At 73.1% G+C, this 16,380-nt stretch carries 14 protein-coding genes and 2 pseudogenes; 9 read left to right on the forward strand and 7 right to left on the reverse strand.

Annotation, left to right across the window (positions count from 1 at the left end; translation table 11 throughout):
- The 3 genes and pseudogenes from CKY47_RS35920 to CKY47_RS35930 all read left to right on the forward strand — a co-directional run.
- Positions 1–174, forward strand: a pseudogene (locus CKY47_RS35920) (transposase); the annotation flags it as partial.
- 54 nt (positions 175–228) lie between these two features.
- Positions 229–378: pseudogene (locus tag CKY47_RS35925) on the forward strand (HD domain-containing protein); the annotation flags it as partial.
- Positions 379–553: 175 nt separating this feature from the next.
- The gene (locus tag CKY47_RS35930) at positions 554–727 is read left to right on the forward strand and encodes a hypothetical protein (RefSeq protein WP_306750850.1); all 174 of its coding nucleotides are present in this window, start codon (positions 554–556) and stop codon (positions 725–727) included.
- Here the strand turns inward: CKY47_RS35930 and CKY47_RS35935 are convergent.
- Both CKY47_RS35935 and CKY47_RS35940 read right to left on the reverse strand, forming a co-directional pair.
- Positions 712–1,233, reverse strand: coding sequence for a hypothetical protein (locus tag CKY47_RS35935; protein ID WP_306750851.1), 522 nt, complete (start codon positions 1,231–1,233; stop codon positions 712–714). The two genes, CKY47_RS35930 and CKY47_RS35935, sit on opposite strands and share 16 nt — an antisense overlap.
- 69 nt (positions 1,234–1,302) lie before the next feature.
- The gene (locus CKY47_RS35940; protein WP_306750852.1) at positions 1,303–1,827 is read right to left on the reverse strand and encodes a hypothetical protein; all 525 of its coding nucleotides are present in this window, start codon (positions 1,825–1,827) and stop codon (positions 1,303–1,305) included.
- Positions 1,828–2,082: 255 nt separating this feature from the next.
- Here CKY47_RS35940 and CKY47_RS35945 point away from each other — a divergent pair, with 255 nt between their 5' ends.
- The 6 genes from CKY47_RS35945 to nhaA all read left to right on the forward strand — a co-directional run bounded on the left by CKY47_RS35945 (position 2,083) and on the right by nhaA (position 8,463).
- Entirely contained in the window at positions 2,083–3,300 is a 1,218-nt protein-coding gene (locus CKY47_RS35945; RefSeq protein WP_306750853.1) for an acyl-CoA dehydrogenase family protein, read from the forward strand.
- 1,095 nt (positions 3,301–4,395) lie between these two features.
- The gene (locus CKY47_RS35950) at positions 4,396–4,644 is read left to right on the forward strand and encodes a hypothetical protein (protein WP_306750854.1); all 249 of its coding nucleotides are present in this window, start codon (positions 4,396–4,398) and stop codon (positions 4,642–4,644) included.
- Between the two features lie 231 nt (positions 4,645–4,875).
- Complete coding sequence (locus tag CKY47_RS35955) at positions 4,876–5,331, forward strand: NfeD family protein (RefSeq protein ID WP_306750855.1); 456 nt, start codon at positions 4,876–4,878, stop codon at positions 5,329–5,331.
- Positions 5,310–6,326 (forward strand): SPFH domain-containing protein, encoded by a 1,017-nt coding sequence (locus CKY47_RS35960; RefSeq protein WP_306750856.1) that lies wholly within the window; start codon positions 5,310–5,312, stop codon positions 6,324–6,326. Before CKY47_RS35955 ends, CKY47_RS35960 begins: the two co-directional genes overlap by 22 nt.
- Positions 6,327–6,735: 409 nt before the next feature.
- A complete protein-coding gene (locus CKY47_RS35965) occupies positions 6,736–7,158 on the forward strand; it encodes an anti-sigma factor antagonist (RefSeq protein ID WP_306750857.1) in 423 nt (140 codons plus the stop codon).
- A gap of 57 nt (positions 7,159–7,215) precedes the next feature.
- Entirely contained in the window at positions 7,216–8,463 is a 1,248-nt protein-coding gene (gene nhaA / locus CKY47_RS35970) for a Na+/H+ antiporter NhaA (RefSeq protein WP_306750858.1), read from the forward strand.
- Positions 8,464–8,563: 100 nt separating this feature from the next.
- Here the strand turns inward: nhaA and CKY47_RS35975 are convergent, their stop codons facing one another.
- The 5 genes from CKY47_RS35975 to CKY47_RS35995 form a co-directional block, all read right to left on the reverse strand.
- Complete coding sequence (locus CKY47_RS35975; protein ID WP_306750859.1) at positions 8,564–9,373, reverse strand: alpha/beta fold hydrolase; 810 nt, start codon at positions 9,371–9,373, stop codon at positions 8,564–8,566.
- A 9-nt stretch (positions 9,374–9,382) separates the two neighbouring features.
- Positions 9,383–10,216 (reverse strand): alpha/beta fold hydrolase, encoded by an 834-nt coding sequence (locus tag CKY47_RS35980; protein ID WP_306750860.1) that lies wholly within the window; start codon positions 10,214–10,216, stop codon positions 9,383–9,385.
- Between the two features lie 50 nt (positions 10,217–10,266).
- Positions 10,267–13,044, reverse strand: coding sequence for an ATP-binding protein (locus CKY47_RS35985; protein ID WP_306750861.1), 2,778 nt, complete (start codon positions 13,042–13,044; stop codon positions 10,267–10,269).
- A 352-nt stretch (positions 13,045–13,396) separates the two neighbouring features.
- On the reverse strand, positions 13,397–14,998 hold the full coding sequence (locus CKY47_RS35990; RefSeq protein ID WP_306750862.1) for an aminotransferase class I/II-fold pyridoxal phosphate-dependent enzyme: 1,602 nt from the start codon (positions 14,996–14,998) through the stop codon (positions 13,397–13,399).
- Positions 14,995–16,329: an NAD(P)/FAD-dependent oxidoreductase gene (locus CKY47_RS35995; RefSeq protein WP_306750863.1), complete on the reverse strand. Its 1,335-nt coding sequence runs from the start codon at positions 16,327–16,329 to the stop codon at positions 14,995–14,997. Before CKY47_RS35995 ends, CKY47_RS35990 begins: the two co-directional genes overlap by 4 nt.
- Between the last annotated feature and the right edge of the window lie 51 nt (positions 16,330–16,380).

A 16,380-nucleotide genomic window follows, 5' to 3' on the forward strand; every position in this document is an offset into this window, starting at 1 on the left:
CGCCGCCACCGCTACGCCACGACCGTCATCGACGCCGGGACAGGCCGACGTGCCGCGGTCCTGCCCGGCCGCGACGCCGCCACCCAGGAACCCTGGTCGCGCGGACATCCCGGTGTCGAAGTCGTGTGCCGGGACGCCTCGGCCACCTACGCCGAGGCCGTCCACCGCGCCCTGTTGGCGGAACAGCTGCTCGGCTCGACGGGGGACCGGTGGCGGCACACGACCGCCGTGGCCGCCCGCGCCGCCGAACTGTCCGCGACGGTCGGCGAGGCCGACCGGGACCTGCTCGTGGCCGCTGCCTGGCTGCACGACATCGGCTACGCCGAACCGGTGGTCGACACCGGCTTCCACCCGCTCGACGGCGCCCGGCACCTGGACCGACTCGGCTGGCCCCGCCGGATCGGCGCGCTGGTCGCGCACCACTCGGGTGCCCGCTTCGCGGCCGGCGGCCTGGGGCTCGCCGCCGCGCTCGACGCCTACCCCCGTGGGACGGGGGCCTGTCGCGGACGCCTTGGCGCACGCGGACCAGGCGGTCGACAACCGCGGTCGTCGCGTGTCCGTCCAGGACCGGTTCGCCGACGTGCTGGACCGCCACGGCCCGGACTCGCCCAACGCCCGCGCGCACCACCTGCGCGGACCGTACCTGCTCGCTGTCGCCGAACGGGCCGAGGCACGACTGGCGCTCGCCTGGAGCCGGCGCGGACGGGAGGGTCAGGCGAAGAGGTAGGTGCCGATGCCCGAGGCCGCGGTGAGACCGGGTTCCGAGAGGCAGGCCAGGAGGTTCAGGTTGAGCAGCTCGACGACGTGCGTGACGGAGTCGCCGGTGAACTTGCCCGCCGTCACCGTCCCGCTCTCCACGATGACCAGCGTGCCGAGGACGTAGTTCGCGGACCGGGTGTAGCCGATCGTGCTGGTCTCACCGGTGTTCCAGGTGATGGTGTACGAGCCGCTGCCCGACGCGGCCAGGTCCGTGCAGGAGCGGTCGAGGCCGCGGACGACCGCCCGCACACGCCCTCCCGTCACGGCCGGGTCGGTGAGGGACGTGCACGAGAGGACGTTGTCCACGCTCACGTCCACCGACCGGCGCGTGGTCAGCAGGCCGGGGGAGTAGGACACCGACTCGTTCTCGGTGCAGGTGAGGTCCCCCGGCGCGGCCTGGGAGGGGGACGGCGAGAACAGCAGGGACGACGCGATCAGCGCGACCGCGATCAGCGAACCTCGAATGCTGTGCACCGCTCGGTCCTCCAGAGTGGTTGCGGTGAGGGCAGACCCCGGACTCCGACGCCCGTGTCGTCCGCCGGTTCAGAGCAGGGCGGTGAAGGTGACGGTGCCGCTGACGCTGGTCAGTCCCTGCGGGGTGAGGCAGGCGGTGAGGTCGGTGGCGGGCAGGACCTTGGTCTGCACGACGGTCGCTCCCCGGAACAGTCCGTCGACCACGGTGCCGGTCAGGACGAGCACGGTGGTGCCACCGGGCTTGAGGTTGACCTCGAAGCCGCCTTGGACGGTGCTGCTGTGCCCGGTGTTCCAGTGGTAGGTGGAGGTGTTGGTGGTGGAACCCGCCAGGCAGCTGAACGTGCCGCTGACCAGGGACGTGAAGGTCGCGCCGGTGATCCCGGGGTGGCTGGGGGACACGCAGCCGCCCAGCGTTCCGGTGGCGTGGAAGTCGATGTGCCTCGGCAGCAGCGTCATGCCGGGGGAGTAGGTGCCGACCTGGGTGCCCAGGGCGCAGTTGACGTCCACCGCGGACGCCGAAGCGGGCACGGGTGACAGGAGGGCCGCTCCGAGCAGTCCGCCCACCAGGGCGGTGATCAGCGAACGCGGGCGCATGGACGTTTCCGTTCTTCGGGGGAGTTCCGGGGCGAGTCGAGTGTCGCGATCCGGTCGCCCGCGCTCAATCGACCGAACGACTTGCGGTGGAACACCGTGCGTGGGCGTCGTGCGCCGCAGGACCGCGGAGTCGCGGGTGTCGGATTTCGCGCGGGTGGGAATAAGTTCTTTCACCGGTTGGGCCCTGTCGCTCCCGTGCGCGTCCTGGGTACGAAGGACGAGTCGAAGCCTCGTCCGCGTGATCGGAGCCTGCCTGTGACCGCCTCTGCGCCGCACACCTGGTCCACCTCCCCGAGCACCGCCGAGCAGTGGGTGGATCGCGCCCGTGAGGTCGCCGCGCTGCTGGCGGTCGACGCGGTGGCCCGGGACCGGGCCGGGGCCACCCCGCACGCGGAGGTCTCGCTGCTCAAGGACTCGGGCCTGGTCACCCTCCTCGGACCGGTCGAGCACGGAGGCGCGGGCCTGGACTGGAGCACCGCCTACCGGGTGATCCGCGAGGTCGCCGTCGGCGACGGCTCGATCGGCCAGCTGCTGGGTTACCACTACCTGTGGTTCTGGGCGGCGCGGTTGGTCGCCACCCCCGAGCAGGTCGCCGCGGTGGAGGAGCGGGCCACCCGGGAGCGGTGGTTCTTCGGCGGCGCGGTCAACCCGCGCGACAGCGACCTGACCATCGTCGACGAGGGCGACGAGATCGTCTTCACCGGGCGCAAGTCCTTCTCCACGGGCGGCAAGGTCTCCGACGTCACCGTGCTGGAAGGCGTGCTGGAAGGCACCGACGAGCACGTCTTCGCCATCGTGCCCTCCCACCAGGACGCCATCGTGTTCAACGACGACTGGGACAACCTCGGCCAGCGGCTCACCGAGAGCGGCAGCGTCGAGATCCGGGGCGTGCGCGTCCCGTGGTCCGACGCGGCCGGATACGTGGACAAGCGGTTCCGGCCACGCGTCTACAACACCCTCAACGTGCCGCTGATCCAACTGGTGTTCACCAACTTCTACCTCGGCATCGCGCGCGGCGCCCTGACCACGGCCGCCGCCTACACCCGCGACCGCACCCGCCCGTGGCCCTTCGCCCACGACGTGAAGGGCACCGCGGTCGAGGAGTTCCACGTCCTCGACACCTACGGCGACCTCCAGGCCAAGCTGTGGGCCGCCGAGGCGCTGGCCGACCGCGCCGCCGGGGTGATCGAGGCGATCAACACCCACCCCGACACCGTCACCGGACGCGAACGCGGCGAAGCCGCCGTCGTCGTCGCCGCGGCCAAGCAGCGCGCCATCGACACCGGCCTGGAGATCGGCACCCGCGTCTTCGACGTCACCGGGGCCCGGGCCACCGCCAACACCGTCGGCCTGGACATCTTCTGGCGCAACATCCGCACCCACAGCCTGCACGACCCCGTCGCCCACAAGCGCGCCGAGGTGGGCCGCTACGCCCTGCTCGGCGAACTCCCCGAGCCCACCTGGTACACCTGAGCCGGGAGGTCGCCGGGCGCCCCACCGGTGAGCCGACCGGCGACCTCCCGACGACGCCGCTGCGGTTCGCGGAAGTGGTGCGGAAGCACGGGGGCGGGCGCGCCGACGGCCTTGGTCCACTGTCGGCCCGCCCACCCGCACACGGTGGTGACCGGGGAACCCCGGGCCGGTGGAGAACGCGCCGGGATGCCGCGTGCGCAGGAGGTCGGCCCACCACCCGGGGACCGCGGCGAGCAGGTCGGTCTCGTCTTCCTTGCCGAACCAGGTCACCGCGGCGACGAAGAACGTCCCGGTGTCCTCGACGTCGCAGCCGACCAGCAGCGCGCGGTCCGGTGCGACGCGGTGCGGTCGGAACCGGTCGCCGCCGACCGTGACGTACCGCCCGTCGCCCTCGTCCAGCAGTTCCGCACCGGCGAGCGGGTCCGCCGGCTCGTCCGGGGGGCAGCTCCACCACCGGACGCCCGTCCGCCGGCGGCAGCGGCCCGTCGACCGACCCGGCGGGTAGCCGCGGACCACCGCGGCGGCGGGCGGCGCCGGGCGCGAGGGGCGGCCGATCGCGAACAGCCACGACCGCGCCTCCCGCAGGTGCTCGAACAGCGGGAACACCTCGTCGTCGGGACGTTCCAGGTGCGGCTGCTCCAACGGCAGGGGTTCGCCGCGGGCGGACCGGCGCACGGCCCGGCGCGTGGCGTCGGGACCGATCGGACGAACCGTTCGACCCCGGCGACGCGATCGACGTGGGCGAGCGTCGCCCGCTGGTCCTCGACGTTCGACGGCACCACGCACACCGCGGTGTCGCGAACTCGCCCGACCGCACCTCGGCCGATTCCGGGTGCGACTTCCCGACGAGCGGGATCGCGCACGTGTGGTCGTGCACCCGTCCGGGGAAGAGCTGTTCGGCGACGGCCCAGCCGGACCGCCCCCCCGGTGAGGTGGCGGAACCGGACATCTCCCCGATCACGCGGCGGTGTCACGGGTAACGAACCCGTTGCCCGCGTCGATACAGCCCCCGGCGACGTCACCCACCGGTGGCGCCGTGGTGTGCCGGGAAGCCTGGTCGGCGACGAACCCGACGTCGTCCGCAGGGAGCCCTTCGTGAGACACACCGCCCGCGTCCTCGTGGCCGTCCACTCGACCTCCGCGGCGGCGAACCTGGTCCTCGCAGCCCTCTGGTCGAGCCGAGTGCTGGTGATCACGGGCATGGGGTGGCTGCTGATCGCCTTGCTCGTGAGCGCCCACCACGACGAGGACGGACACGAGCAGGTCGCCCCGGAGGCCGGTCACGAGCCCGCCGAAGCCACCGCCGGTCGACCCTTCCGGTTGCCGGTTGTCGGCGGACCCTGACGGTGGAACCCCAGGAGGCCACCGCTGAACGGCGTGGTCCCGGGGGCGAAGCCGCTCGACTGGTTGGCGACCGCCCGGGAACGGTGAGGCCGTTCGTTGCCGACACCCGGCGACGAACAGGCGTCCGGGACGGCCGGGGAGCCACCTTGCCCTGCGGGCACGGGCGGACGAGCATTGGACACAGGCCGAGAGGGTGAAGTCGACGCTCGTACCGGTCGTGAGGAGTCCGTCGTGGATGGTTGGCTGGTGTGGTTGCTGCTGGGGCTGGTGCTCGGCGTGGTGGAGGTCTTCACCCTCACGGCGGCGCTGGGCGTCGTCGGTGGTGCCGCCCTGATCACCGCCGGCACCGCCGCGCTCGGGTTGCCCGCTCCGCTGCAGTTCGCGGTGTTCGCCTTCGCTTCCGTCCTGGGCCTGGCGCTGCTCCGCCCGATGGCCCGTGAGCACCTGGGCAAGCCGCAGTCGGTGCGCTTCGGGATCGACGCCCTGGTGGGCGAGTCCGCTCACGTGCTGCGCGAGGTCACCCGGAACGGTGGGCTGGTGCGCATCGGCGGCGAGGAGTGGACCGCCCGACCGTTCGACGACAGCCTCGTGATCCCCGAGGGAACCACTGTCGACGTCATGCGGATCAGCGGCAGCACCGCGTTCGTCTACCCGGGGAGTGACTCGTGGAACCCTCAGTCTCGTTGATCGCGGGCGTGGTCATCGTCCTGTTCGCGGTAGCCGTCCTGCTCAAGGCGGTGCGCATCGTGCCGCAGGCCCGGGCGCGCAACGTGGAGCGCCTGGGGCGGTTCCAGCGCACGCTGCAACCCGGGCTGAGCCTGGTGATCCCGTTCATCGACCGGGTGCACCCGGCGATCGACCTGCGCGAACAGGTGATCTCCTTCCAGCCGCAGCCGGTCATCACCGAGGACAACCTCGTCGTCGAGATCGACACGGTGCTGTACTTCCAGGTGACCGACCCGCGGGCGGCGTTCTACGAGATCGCCAGCTACCTGCAGGCGGTCGAGCAGTTGACCGTCACGACGTTGCGCAACGTGGTGGGCTCGATGGACCTGGAGCGCACGCTGACCTCCCGGGACACGATCAACAGCCAGTTGCGCGGTGTGCTCGACGACGCCACCGGGCGCTGGGGGCTGCGGGTCAACCGGGTGGAGATCAAGGCCATCGACCCGCCGCGCACCATCAAGGACGCGATGGAGAAGCAGATGCGCGCCGAGCGGGACAAGCGCGCCGCGATCCTCACCGCCGAAGGTCAGCGGCAGTCGCAGATCCTCACCGCCGAAGGCGACAAGCAGGCCGCCATCCTGCGCGCCGAAGGGCAGCGGACGGCCGAGATCCTCAAGGCCGAGGGCCAGTCGCGTGCGATCGACCAGGTGTTCCAGGCGGTGCACCGCAACGACCCCGACCCGAAGCTGCTCGCCTACCAGTACCTGCAGATGCTGCCGCAGTTGGCGCAGGGCCCCGGCAACACGATGTGGGTCATCCCCAGTGAGGTCACCTCCGCCCTGCAGGGGGTGTCGCGCGCGTTCACCGAGGTCCTGCCGAAGGTCGCGGCCACCAGTCGGCCCGCCGCCGACGAGGTCGCCTCCAAGGCCACCGACGACGCCAATCGGGCCGCCGAGGCCGCGGTCGAGGCGGTCGCGGCGGCTGAGGCGCCCGGCCGGGTGACCACGCCCGCCTGACCAGATCCCCGGAAGGGGCGGTCCCACCAGGGCCGATCACCGCACCGGAGCACTGCCCACCAAGGCGTGCTCCGGTGCGCTCGTCTGCGCCGGGCGAGCGGCGGTCCCCGGGCGGCGGCCACCGTCACAGCCGCCACGTCACCGCGGCACCGGCCGGGCGACGACTCGGTCGAAGAATGCCCGGTTGCCGGGTTCCGGCAATCGGACATCGTCCGGATCTGCCTGCCGGAGACCTCCGCGCATGCCCCGGCGACACCTATCGTGGTTGGTGGGAAAGCACATCCCGCACCGATCGGCCCGCCGGCACGACACCGGGAAGCTCGCGCCGATCGAAGACAGGACCACCACCCGCCGTCCCACCCCGGCAACCGAAGGCCGGCGATGACGATCGGAGCCGGCGACCATGCCCATGCGCCTCGACGCCACGTACGACCTCCTCGACGACCGCTCGACAGCCGGCCGTGAGGTGTCGACCCTCGGCGCCGACGTCGTCGACGTGGCCGGCCGCCCGGTCGTGGTACGCGCCACCGGTGAGGTCGACGGCTGTTCCGCACCGGTCCTGGCCGCGGCACTGCGCACGGGCCGCGCCGCCGCCCGCCGCCCGCGACCACTGGTGGTCGACCTGACGGGGCTGCGGTTCTTCTCCGCCGCGGGGGTGAACCTGTTGGTCGCGACCCGGCGGCGGTGCGATGCGCGACAGGTGCCCCTGCTGCTGGTGGCCACCCACCGCGGCGTGCTCCGGTCCCTCCGTGCGGCCGGGGTGGGAGCGCTGTTCGACGTCCGACCCTCGCTCACCGAGGCGATCGCCTCGGTGAGCACCACAGCACCGTGAACCCGGCGGCTGTGCCCGACCTCCCGTGGAAGACCCGAGGACCCCGAGGGGGAATGTGTGACGAAGGCCCGTGAAGCCGGTCCCGGTGCGGTGCGGCGCGTGGTGGGCCCGCTGCGGCGGTTCGCCCACGACGAGGCCGCCGGCGGCGTCGTGCTGCTGCTGGCCGCGGTGGCCGCACTGGTGTGGGCCAACAGCCCCGCGGCGGCCGACTACGAGGGCCTGTGGCGCTCCTCGCTGACCCTGGGCCCGGTGACCGAAGACCTGCGGCACTGGGTCAACGACGGGTTGATGGTGTTGTTCTTCTTCGTCGTCGGCCTGGAGATCAAGCGCGAGCTGGTGGTGGGCGAGCTGCGGGACCGACGCGCGGCGGCGCTGCCGGCGTTGGCCGCCCTGGGCGGGGTCGTCCTCCCCGCGCTGCTGTTCCTGCTGGTCGTCGGCGGCGGGCCGGAGGCGCGGGGGTGGGGTGTCCCGCTGGCCACCGACATCGCGTTCGCCATGGGCGTGTTGGCGCTGCTGGGATCGCGGGTCCCGGCCGGGGTGAAGCTCTTCCTGTTGTCGGTGGCGATCGTCGACGACATCATCGCGGTGGGGATCATCGCCGTGGCCTACACCGAGGCGCTGGACTTCGGGTGGCTGCTCGCGGCAGCGGGCGGCGTGGCCGCGGTCGCGGTGATGCGCCGGGTGGGTGTCGACTCGGTCGTGGCCTACGTCCCGGTGGGGCTGTTCGTCTGGTACGCGACGCTGCACTCGGGTGTGCACGCCACGATCGCCGGTGTCCTGCTGGGGTTGATGACCCCGGCTCGGCCGGTGCGCGGGCGGGCGGTCCTGGACCGCCTCCAGCACGGGCTCCACCCGATCACCGCGTTCGTGGTGGTGCCGTTGTTCGCCCTCGCCAACGCGGGGGTGGACCTGCGGGGCGGAGCTCTGGGAGAGGCGGTCGGCAGCCGCCTGGCGTGGGCCGTCGTGCTCGGCCTGCTCGTCGGCAAGGTGCTGGGGATCGGCGGCGCGGTGTGGCTGGCACTGCGACTCCGCGTCGGTGTGCTGCCCACCGGAGTGTCGCCCCGGCTGGTCTGGGGCGCGGCGGCGCTGGCCGGCATCGGGTTCACCGTCTCCCTGTTCATCACCGACCTCGCCTATGCCGACCCCGCGCCGGCCACCCAGGCCAAGGTGGGCATCTTCGCCGCCAGCGCCGTGGCCGCGGCGCTGGGCAGCGCGCTGCTGCTCGGGTCGACTCGACGCCGCGAACCCGTCGCCGGTGGGCGGAGGACGGCGGGAGAAGGTGCAGACGGCCCTCCGGGGCGGTGATCACCTCGAACACCGCTCCCGCGTCGACGGCCGCGTTCACGCAGGTGGACGACAGGCCCCCGGCCCCGCGAGCCACAGGTCGCGGGGCCGGGGGAGTGGGTCAGTCGGCGGCGCGGACGATCAGCTTGACGACCGTGTCCGGACGCGAGACGGCCACGGCGTGCGAGGCCCCCTCGACGGTCACGGTGGCGCGTGAGCCGGCCCGGTCGGCCATGAACCCCTGCGCCTGCAGGGGGATGTTCCTGTCGGCGCCCGCCAGCAGGAACCACGAGGGGATGCTCGTCCAGGCGGGTGTGCCGGACGCCTCGTCCAGGGCGGCGTCCCGGATGGGGCGCTGGGTGCTCGCCATGAGGGCGGCCTGTCGCGCCGGGACGTCGGCCGCGAACTGCTGCCGGAAGAGCGAGGGCTTGATGTAGAGGTCCGTCGAGCCGTCGGGCAGCGGGACCGGCGCCAGCGTCCCACCCAGGGTGCTGCCGGGGTACTTCGCGGCGAGCTGTCCCGCGGCTTCCCCCTCGGCGGGGGCGAAGGCGGCGACGTACACCAGCGCCTTCACCTTCGGGGAGCGTGCCTTCACGTTGGTGATGACGGCGCCGCCGTAGGAGTGGCCGACGAGCACCACGGGCCCGTCGATGCCGGCGAGGCGCGCGTCGAGGGCGTCGGCGTCGGACCGGACCCCGCGCAGCGGGTTGGCCACGGCGACGGCGGTGAAGCCGCGCCGTTGCAGCCGCTCGATGACGGGGTTCCAGCTCGCTCCGTCCGCGAAGGCGCCGTGGACGAGGACGATCGTGGGCTTCTGCCCGCCCGTCGGGCGGTCGGCCACCGCGTTCGCCGTGCCGAGCCCGGCGACGGCGACGAGCACGGCCAGCAGGGCGGTGATGCGTGCGGTGACGCGGTGCGTGAGCGTGTGCATGTCCGGTTCTCAGTCTTCGAGGAAGGCGATCAGGGCGGCGTTGACCTCGGCCGCGTGGGTGAGCAGCAGGCCGTGCGGGGCACCGTCGATCTCGACGTAGCGCGCGTCGGGCAGGCGGCGGCGGAACTCGCGTGCGGTGGCGTCGATCGGCAGGATGCGGTCGGCGGTGCCGTGCAGGATCAGCGACGGCACGTCGATGCGCTCCACGTCGGCCCGGAAGTCCGTCAGCCACGCAGGGACGCACGCGTACGCCGCCACGGGCGCCGAGCCGATGGCGGTGGTCCAGTTCGCCCGGAGCGCGGCCTCGCTGAGACGGGACCCGAGCGTCTCGTCGGTGTTGAAGAAGTCGACGAAGAAGTTCTCGTACCAGGCGTAGCGGTCGGCCTCGGCCTGCTCGGCGATGCCGTCGAACACCGACTGCGGCACGCCCGCGGGGTTGTCCTCCGCCTGGAGCAGGAACGGCTGGAGCGCGCCGAGGAAGGCCGCCTTCGCCACCCGCTCCGAGCCGTAGGTGCCCAGGTAGCGGGCGACCTCGCCCGAGCCCATCGAGAAGCCGACGAGGACGACGTCACGCAGGTCGAGCCGGGTCAGGACCGTGTCCAGGTCGCCGGCGAAGGTGTCGTAGTCGTAGCCCGTCATGGTCCTGCTCGACCGGCCGAAGCCCCGGCGGTCGTAGGTGATGACGCGGTAGCCGGCCTTGACCAGCGCATCGGTCTGCTTCTCCCACGACTGCCCGTCCAGCGGGTAGCCGTGGATCAGGACGACCGGCTGACCGGAGCCGTGGTCCTCGTAGTACAGCTCGACGTCGGTCGAGCCCTCGGTGCCGACGGTGATGGTTCCCATGGTGTGCCTTCCCTGCCGTCCGCCGTGCGCGGACCGGGCATGGCACGAACCTAGGGAGCGGACGGGACCGGCCGCGTCCGTCGGACTACGTCTTCGGCGTACGTCACCGTGCCGCGCAGCACCGCGGCGAGCTCGCCGCGGGATGTCACGCCCAGCTTGGGGAACATCCGCTGGAGGTGGGTGCTCACGGTCCTGGGCGAGACGTACAGCCGCTCGCCGATCTCCCGGTTCGTCAGGCCCTGCGCGGCGAGCCGGGCGACGTGCAGCTCGGTCGACGTGAGCCGGTCGACGGCGGCCGGGTCCTGGCGGGGGGAGGACGTGCCCGAGGCGCGCAGCTCCTGGCGCGCCCGCTCCGCCCAGGCCGCCGCGCCGAGCGCGTCGAAGACCTCGCGCGCGGCCTGCAGGACGACGCGGGACTCGGCGGGCCGTCGGTGCCGCCGCAGCCACGCGCCCAGGGCGAGGTGCACCCGCGCCCGCTCGAACGGCCAGTCGACGGGAACGGCGACGAGGGCCGCCCGGTAGAGCGGCTCGGCGGCGTCCGGCGGGCTGAGCAGGGCGCGGCCGAGCCGCAGCCCGCAGAGCAGGGCGGGTGAGGGGGCCAGCTCTTCCAGTGGAGTCAGCTCCCGCAGTACCTCCCGCGCCGCTTCGGCGGACTCGCTGCGCACGGCCGCCTCGACCAGTTCGGCGACCCCGTAGAAGCGCAGCCAGGGGTGGAAAGCGGGGTCGGCCGGCTCGAAGACGCGGTGCAGGTGCCCGAAGGCGTCGCCGTAGCGCCCCTGGCAGAGGGCTGCCTGCCCGCGGGCCATCTGCACGATGGCCAGCACCGGGCGCGCACCGCCGGGCAGGGCGGTGCGCTCCGCCTCCGCCGCCCACGCCTCCGCCCGCGGGTCGCCGCCGACGGCCGCGAGCTGTGCACGGATGGCGTGCACCATCGCGTGCACCAAGGGCTGACCGGTCTCGCGGGCCAGCCCGGCGGCCTCTTCGGCGGCGAGGTGAGCAGCGCGCACGTCACCCAGCCGTGCGGCGCTGCCCGCCTGCACACAGAGCGCCCTGGCCAGCATCGACAGACGGCCCCGCGCCCGCAGGGGGTCCAGCGACCTCCCCGCCAGCCGGCTCGCCAGGGCAGGAGCACCCATCATCACTGCGGCACTACCCAGGAGCTGGTCCCCCTCGGCGTCCACGGATGAACGCTCCAGCTGACCGGCCAGGGACTCGAGGACGGCCCGTCCACGCTCGACCGGCGCGCAGTGCGCCCGCAGGGCCACCAGGTCGGCGTTGTCCGCGTCCACGGGCATCCGGTCGGCGGCGGCGGCGACCCGCCGGCGGCTCGCCGGTCCCGGCTCCCCCCAGAAGCAGTGCAGGACAGCGCCCCACAGCATGCGCAGCCCCAGCACGGGCTCGCCACCGGCGGCGACCCCGACGGCCAGCTCGGCCAGCTCGGCGGTCGCGGTGCCCTCGCCCTGCGCCCCCTCGACCAGGGCGATGCCGACCCAGGCCGCACGGCCCTGGTCCCGGACCGAGAGGTCCAGCGAGCGCGCCCGGGTCAGCAGGTGCGCCGCGACGTCGCACCGGCCCGACTCCAGGGCCAGCTCGGCGGCGCGCAGCAGCCGGTCAGCGCGGGCGGACGGGTCCGCGGTCAGCTCCGCCGCCCGCCGCAACGCGGCCAGGGCCGCGGCCACACCGCCCCGCCGCAGGGCCCTGCCGGCGGTGGAGTCCAGGTCCCGCGCCGCGTGCTCGTCGGGACCGGCGGTGGCGGCGGCGCGGTGCCACGCCTGCCGGTCGGGCTGCCCGTCGAGCTCGGCGACGAGAGCGGCGTGCGCGGCCTGCCGTTCCGCGGCGGTCGCGGCGTGGTGCATCGCCGAGCGGACGAGCGGGTGCCGGAAGACCATCCCCCACGGCTCGACCAGGCCCGCGTCGACCGCCGGTCCGAGGGCGGCGACGTCGACCGCCGTCCCGAGCATCCGGGCAGCGGCGGCGAGGCACTCGTCCATCGTCCCGTCGCCGTTGAGGGCCGCGAGGAGGAGGACCGCCCGGGTGTCGGACGGAAGACGGGACACCCGTGCCGTGAAGGTCCGCTCCAGCCGTTCGGTCAACGGCAGCGGACCCGGCGTGAGCGCGTACGCCCCACCGACCGACCGCAGCGCGACCGGCAGTTCGGTCAACGCCAGGGGGTTCCCGGCCGCCTCCTCCAACAGCCGCCGCCTGACCTGCTGCCCCAGATCGGGCGCCACCGCGTCCAGCAGCTCACCCGACACCTCGTCCGTCAGCGGGTCCAGGTGCAGCACGGGCAGCCCGGCACCTCCGAGCCGGTCGTCGAGGCCGCGGGTGACGGCGACCAGGGCGAGGGGATCGGACTCGATCCGACGCGCGACGAACCCGAGCACGTCCAGGCTGGCCCGGTCCATCCAGTGGGCGTCCTCCACGACCACCAGCAGCGGCGCCTTCACCGCCGCGTCCGACAGCAGGGTCAGCGCGGCCAAGCCGACGAGGTAGAGGTCGGGCACGGCCTCGTCGACGAGGCCGACGGCCGCGCGCAGCGCGGCACGTTGCGGTCCGGGCAGGTCGTCGATCCCGTCCCGCAGCTGGTGGACCAGCTGGTGCAGGCCGGCGCAGGGCACGTCCTCCTCGGACTCCACCCCCACCGCCGTGACCACCCGCGTCCCGCGGTCAGCGGCCAGCGCCGCCGCCTCGGCGACCAGCGCCGACTTGCCGATCCCGGGGGCGCCGAGGACGACCACCGCACCGCCCGACCCGGAGGCGGCCTGCTCGACCAGGGCGGCCAGTGCGAGGCGCTCCGTCTCGCGCCCCAGCAGCGCCCGTCGTTGCATGCCGCGCTCCGTCTCCTCCGTGCGACTCCCACTGCCCGCGAGGCGCCGCGTCCTCGTCCGACCGGCCGACATCGGCCGTGACTGCCGTGAACCGACCCGAGGCCGGGGCGGGGCGTGATCCGCACCGTGGCACGCGCGCCGCTTCGCGGAGAGCGAGGGCTCCGGCGCCTGCGGACATATTTGAGCATCCGCCGGGACGATCCACGGGCTCGTCGCCCGCGGAGGTGGCGCGCTTCACACGGGCGGCTGCACGAGGTGCTCACCGTGCGCCCGTCCGGCGGGTGGCGGGCCCACCGCGACGACGAGGACGAAGGAGGTGACGGGGCGCTCCCGGCGGCAGCGCCCCGTCCCGCTAGAAGGAGTTGCCGAACGCGCTGGACAGGTATTCGCGCGCGTCGCGCAGGGCCCCGTCGATGATGCGGGCGGCCTCCCTCGCCTGCTCCGGCTCGTGCGCGGCCTGCACCTGCAACCGGAAGCGCGATGCGCCGGTCGGGGTGACCGGGAACTCGACCATGAACGCGAGCACCCCGCGGTCGAACAGCAGGCGGTTGACCGTGCGGGCGAGCTTCTCGTTGCCGATCAGGACCGGCACGATCGGGCTCGGCGAGCCCATGCAGGTCAACCCGCGCGTCGTCAGCTCGTCGCGCAGGGCGTGGATGGCGGAGAAGAGCCGCCCGCGCAGGGCGTCGCCCTCGTCGGTGCGGATGATCTGGGCGGCCTTGAGCACCACGGCGGTCTGCATGGGGGACAGGGCGTTGGAGAAGAAGTGGGACGCGGCGAACATCTTGATGTACTGCTTCACCGCGGGCGACTTCGTCGCGACGAAGCCGCCGTTGGAGGCGAAGGTCTTGGAGAACGCGCCCATGACCAGGTCCACCTCGCCCAGCATGTCCTGCATGCCCAGGACGCCGGTGCCGCCGGGGCCCATCGAGCCGAGGTCGTGGGCCACGTCGACCAGCAGGGTCGCGTCGTGGGCGCGGCAGACCTCCTGCAGGGCGGCGACGTCGGGCCAGTCTGCGTCCACCGAGAACAGGCCGTCGGTGATGACCATGATGCCGTTGTGGGTGTCGGTGGCGCGGATGCGGGCCAGGTGGCCGCGCACGGCCTCGACGTCGAGGTGGGTGTAGCGGGTGATGTTCCTGGTCGCCGCGCGCGCCCCCGTCTGCAGGCACGAGTGGGCGAGCCGGTCGATGAGGACGTGGTCCTCCTGGCGGACCAGGCCGGTGACGGCGCCGAAGCCCGCCGACCACCCGTTCGAGAACAGCGTCACGTGCTCCAGGCCGACCAGAGCCCCGAGAGCGGCCTCCAGCTCGTCGGAGATGCGGGTGTTGCCCAGCACCATCGGCGACCCGGCGCTGTGCGGGCCGAAGTCGCGCATCGCCCTGACCGCCGCCTCGCGGACCTCCGGGTGGGCGTTGAACGACAGGTAGTCCTGGGAGTTGAAGTTGATGCCCCGGGCGGGTTTGCTCAGGTCGTTGGTGATGGTCGCGACCCCGCCGGGCGCCGCCTCCAGGAGCCGGGAGTACTGCCAGGTCTCCGTGCGCCTGCGCGCCTCCACCCAGCCGTGGAACTCCTCGGTCCGGTCGAGCAGGTTGGTCCCGACGGGGCGGAAGAAGTCGTAGGCGTTCTTGTCGAGCGCGTAGTCCTCGTCGGGGTCGATCGCGGGCGCGGACGTCGTCGCCGGTTCCCACATCGGTTCCAGGTCGGCCCGGATCGCCGGGTAGTCCTCGCCGAAGAAGCGGACCACCTCGTCCTCGGGGAGGGCGTCCAGTTCCTCCAGGTCCTCCCACGGGATGTGGGCCGCCCAGTTCCGCAGCATGTCCGACACCTCGCGCGCGGCCGCGGCGACCGCCTTGGCCGCGGTGACCGGGTCGGTGCCGGCGGCGTCGGCCGCGGCGATGAGCGAGGCGACGACCTCGCCGTCCTCGCGCTCCCGTACCGGGGTGCCGGTCATCGGGCCACCTCCGCTCCCACGCGCAGGAACGGGTTCCGCTGGTGCTCGCGGTAGGTCGCCTCGAAGTCGGCGAACGCGCTGTGGTCGCGCGAGGACTCCTTGGCCGTGTCGTTGAGCAGGAACACGTTGGACGGGTCGAAGAACTCCGAGACCGGCGCCACGTCGACGTGGGTGGCGATGAAGCGGTCGATCTCGGCCTGGTTGCCGCGCAGGATCGCGAACAGCTGCAACTCGTCGTGCCGCAGCGGCTTCATCTCCGCGAGCGTGCACACGTAGTCGTAGTAGGCCGCGGCGGTCTGGCTGCGGCGCTTGGCGGCGTACCCGGCCATGGCGGTGTCCCGGTCGGTTTCGCCGCCGAGCCACCGGCCGACCGCTTCCGCGGCCAGCTCGGCGTCGCGCAGGGCGTGGGTGATCCCGAGCGCCGTGCACTGGTCCTTGAACGACTCGGCGTCACCCACCAGCAGCCAGCCGGGCCCGTGCAACCGCCTCAGGAAGGCGGCCTGGTCGAGCGTCCCGTAGAAGCGCTCCTCCCGTCGCGCCCGTGCCACGGTGTCCGCCGCCTCCTCGCTGATCAGCCCGAGCGCGCGGTGGAAGTTGCCCTCGACGTCGGCCCGGAACCCCGCGGCCCACTCGCTCGGCCCCCACGTCAACACCATGGTCTGCCCGTGGTTGGTCGAGGCCATCGCCATCCCGAGCCTGCCCTGCCGGTGGATCTGCGCCTCGCCGTCGGGGATGCCGCCGAAGTAGCTCCAGTAGGCGTAGGTGCACCGCGGTCGCTCGTCGGACTTCGCGATCCCCAGGGCGCGCGCGACGAAGGAGTTGCGCCCGTCGGCCCCGATCACGACCTGCGCGCGCTCGACCGTGCCGTCCCGCCCCTTGATGCCGACGACGGTTCCGTCCTCGTCCCGCAGGAGCTCCTTGACGGTGTACCCCTCGCGGAACTCCACACCGGCCCGCACGGCGTTGTCGACCAGCATCTTGTCGAGCACGTGCCGGCGGACCGAGAAGTACTCCGTCGTGATCCCGCTGTCGTCGTCGTGCAGCAACCGGAACTGGTTGCGCAGCAGTTCCTCGGGAACGCTGCCGCGCAAGGCGATCCCATTGTTCACCACGGTGACCCGGGTGTGCGCGGGCGTCACGGCCCGCACCTGGTCCAACACCCCTAATCGGTTCAGGTAGGAAGCGCCGTGCGGCCAGATGAAATGCGTGGACAGCACATCGCTGGGAAACCGCGAACGGTCCACCACCAACACCCGGAGGCCTTGTCGGGCGAGGTGTGTGCCGACTGCCGCCCCCGCACACCGACCACCGATCACAATAGCGTTGTACATGCGATCATCCAACAGTAACGCCGCAACCTGTACAGGGCCGAACGGTCGAGC

Origin of the sequence: Saccharothrix longispora (assembly GCF_030852425.1) — a bacterium.
GTDB classification, from domain to species: domain Bacteria; phylum Actinomycetota; class Actinomycetes; order Mycobacteriales; family Pseudonocardiaceae; genus Actinosynnema; species Actinosynnema longispora.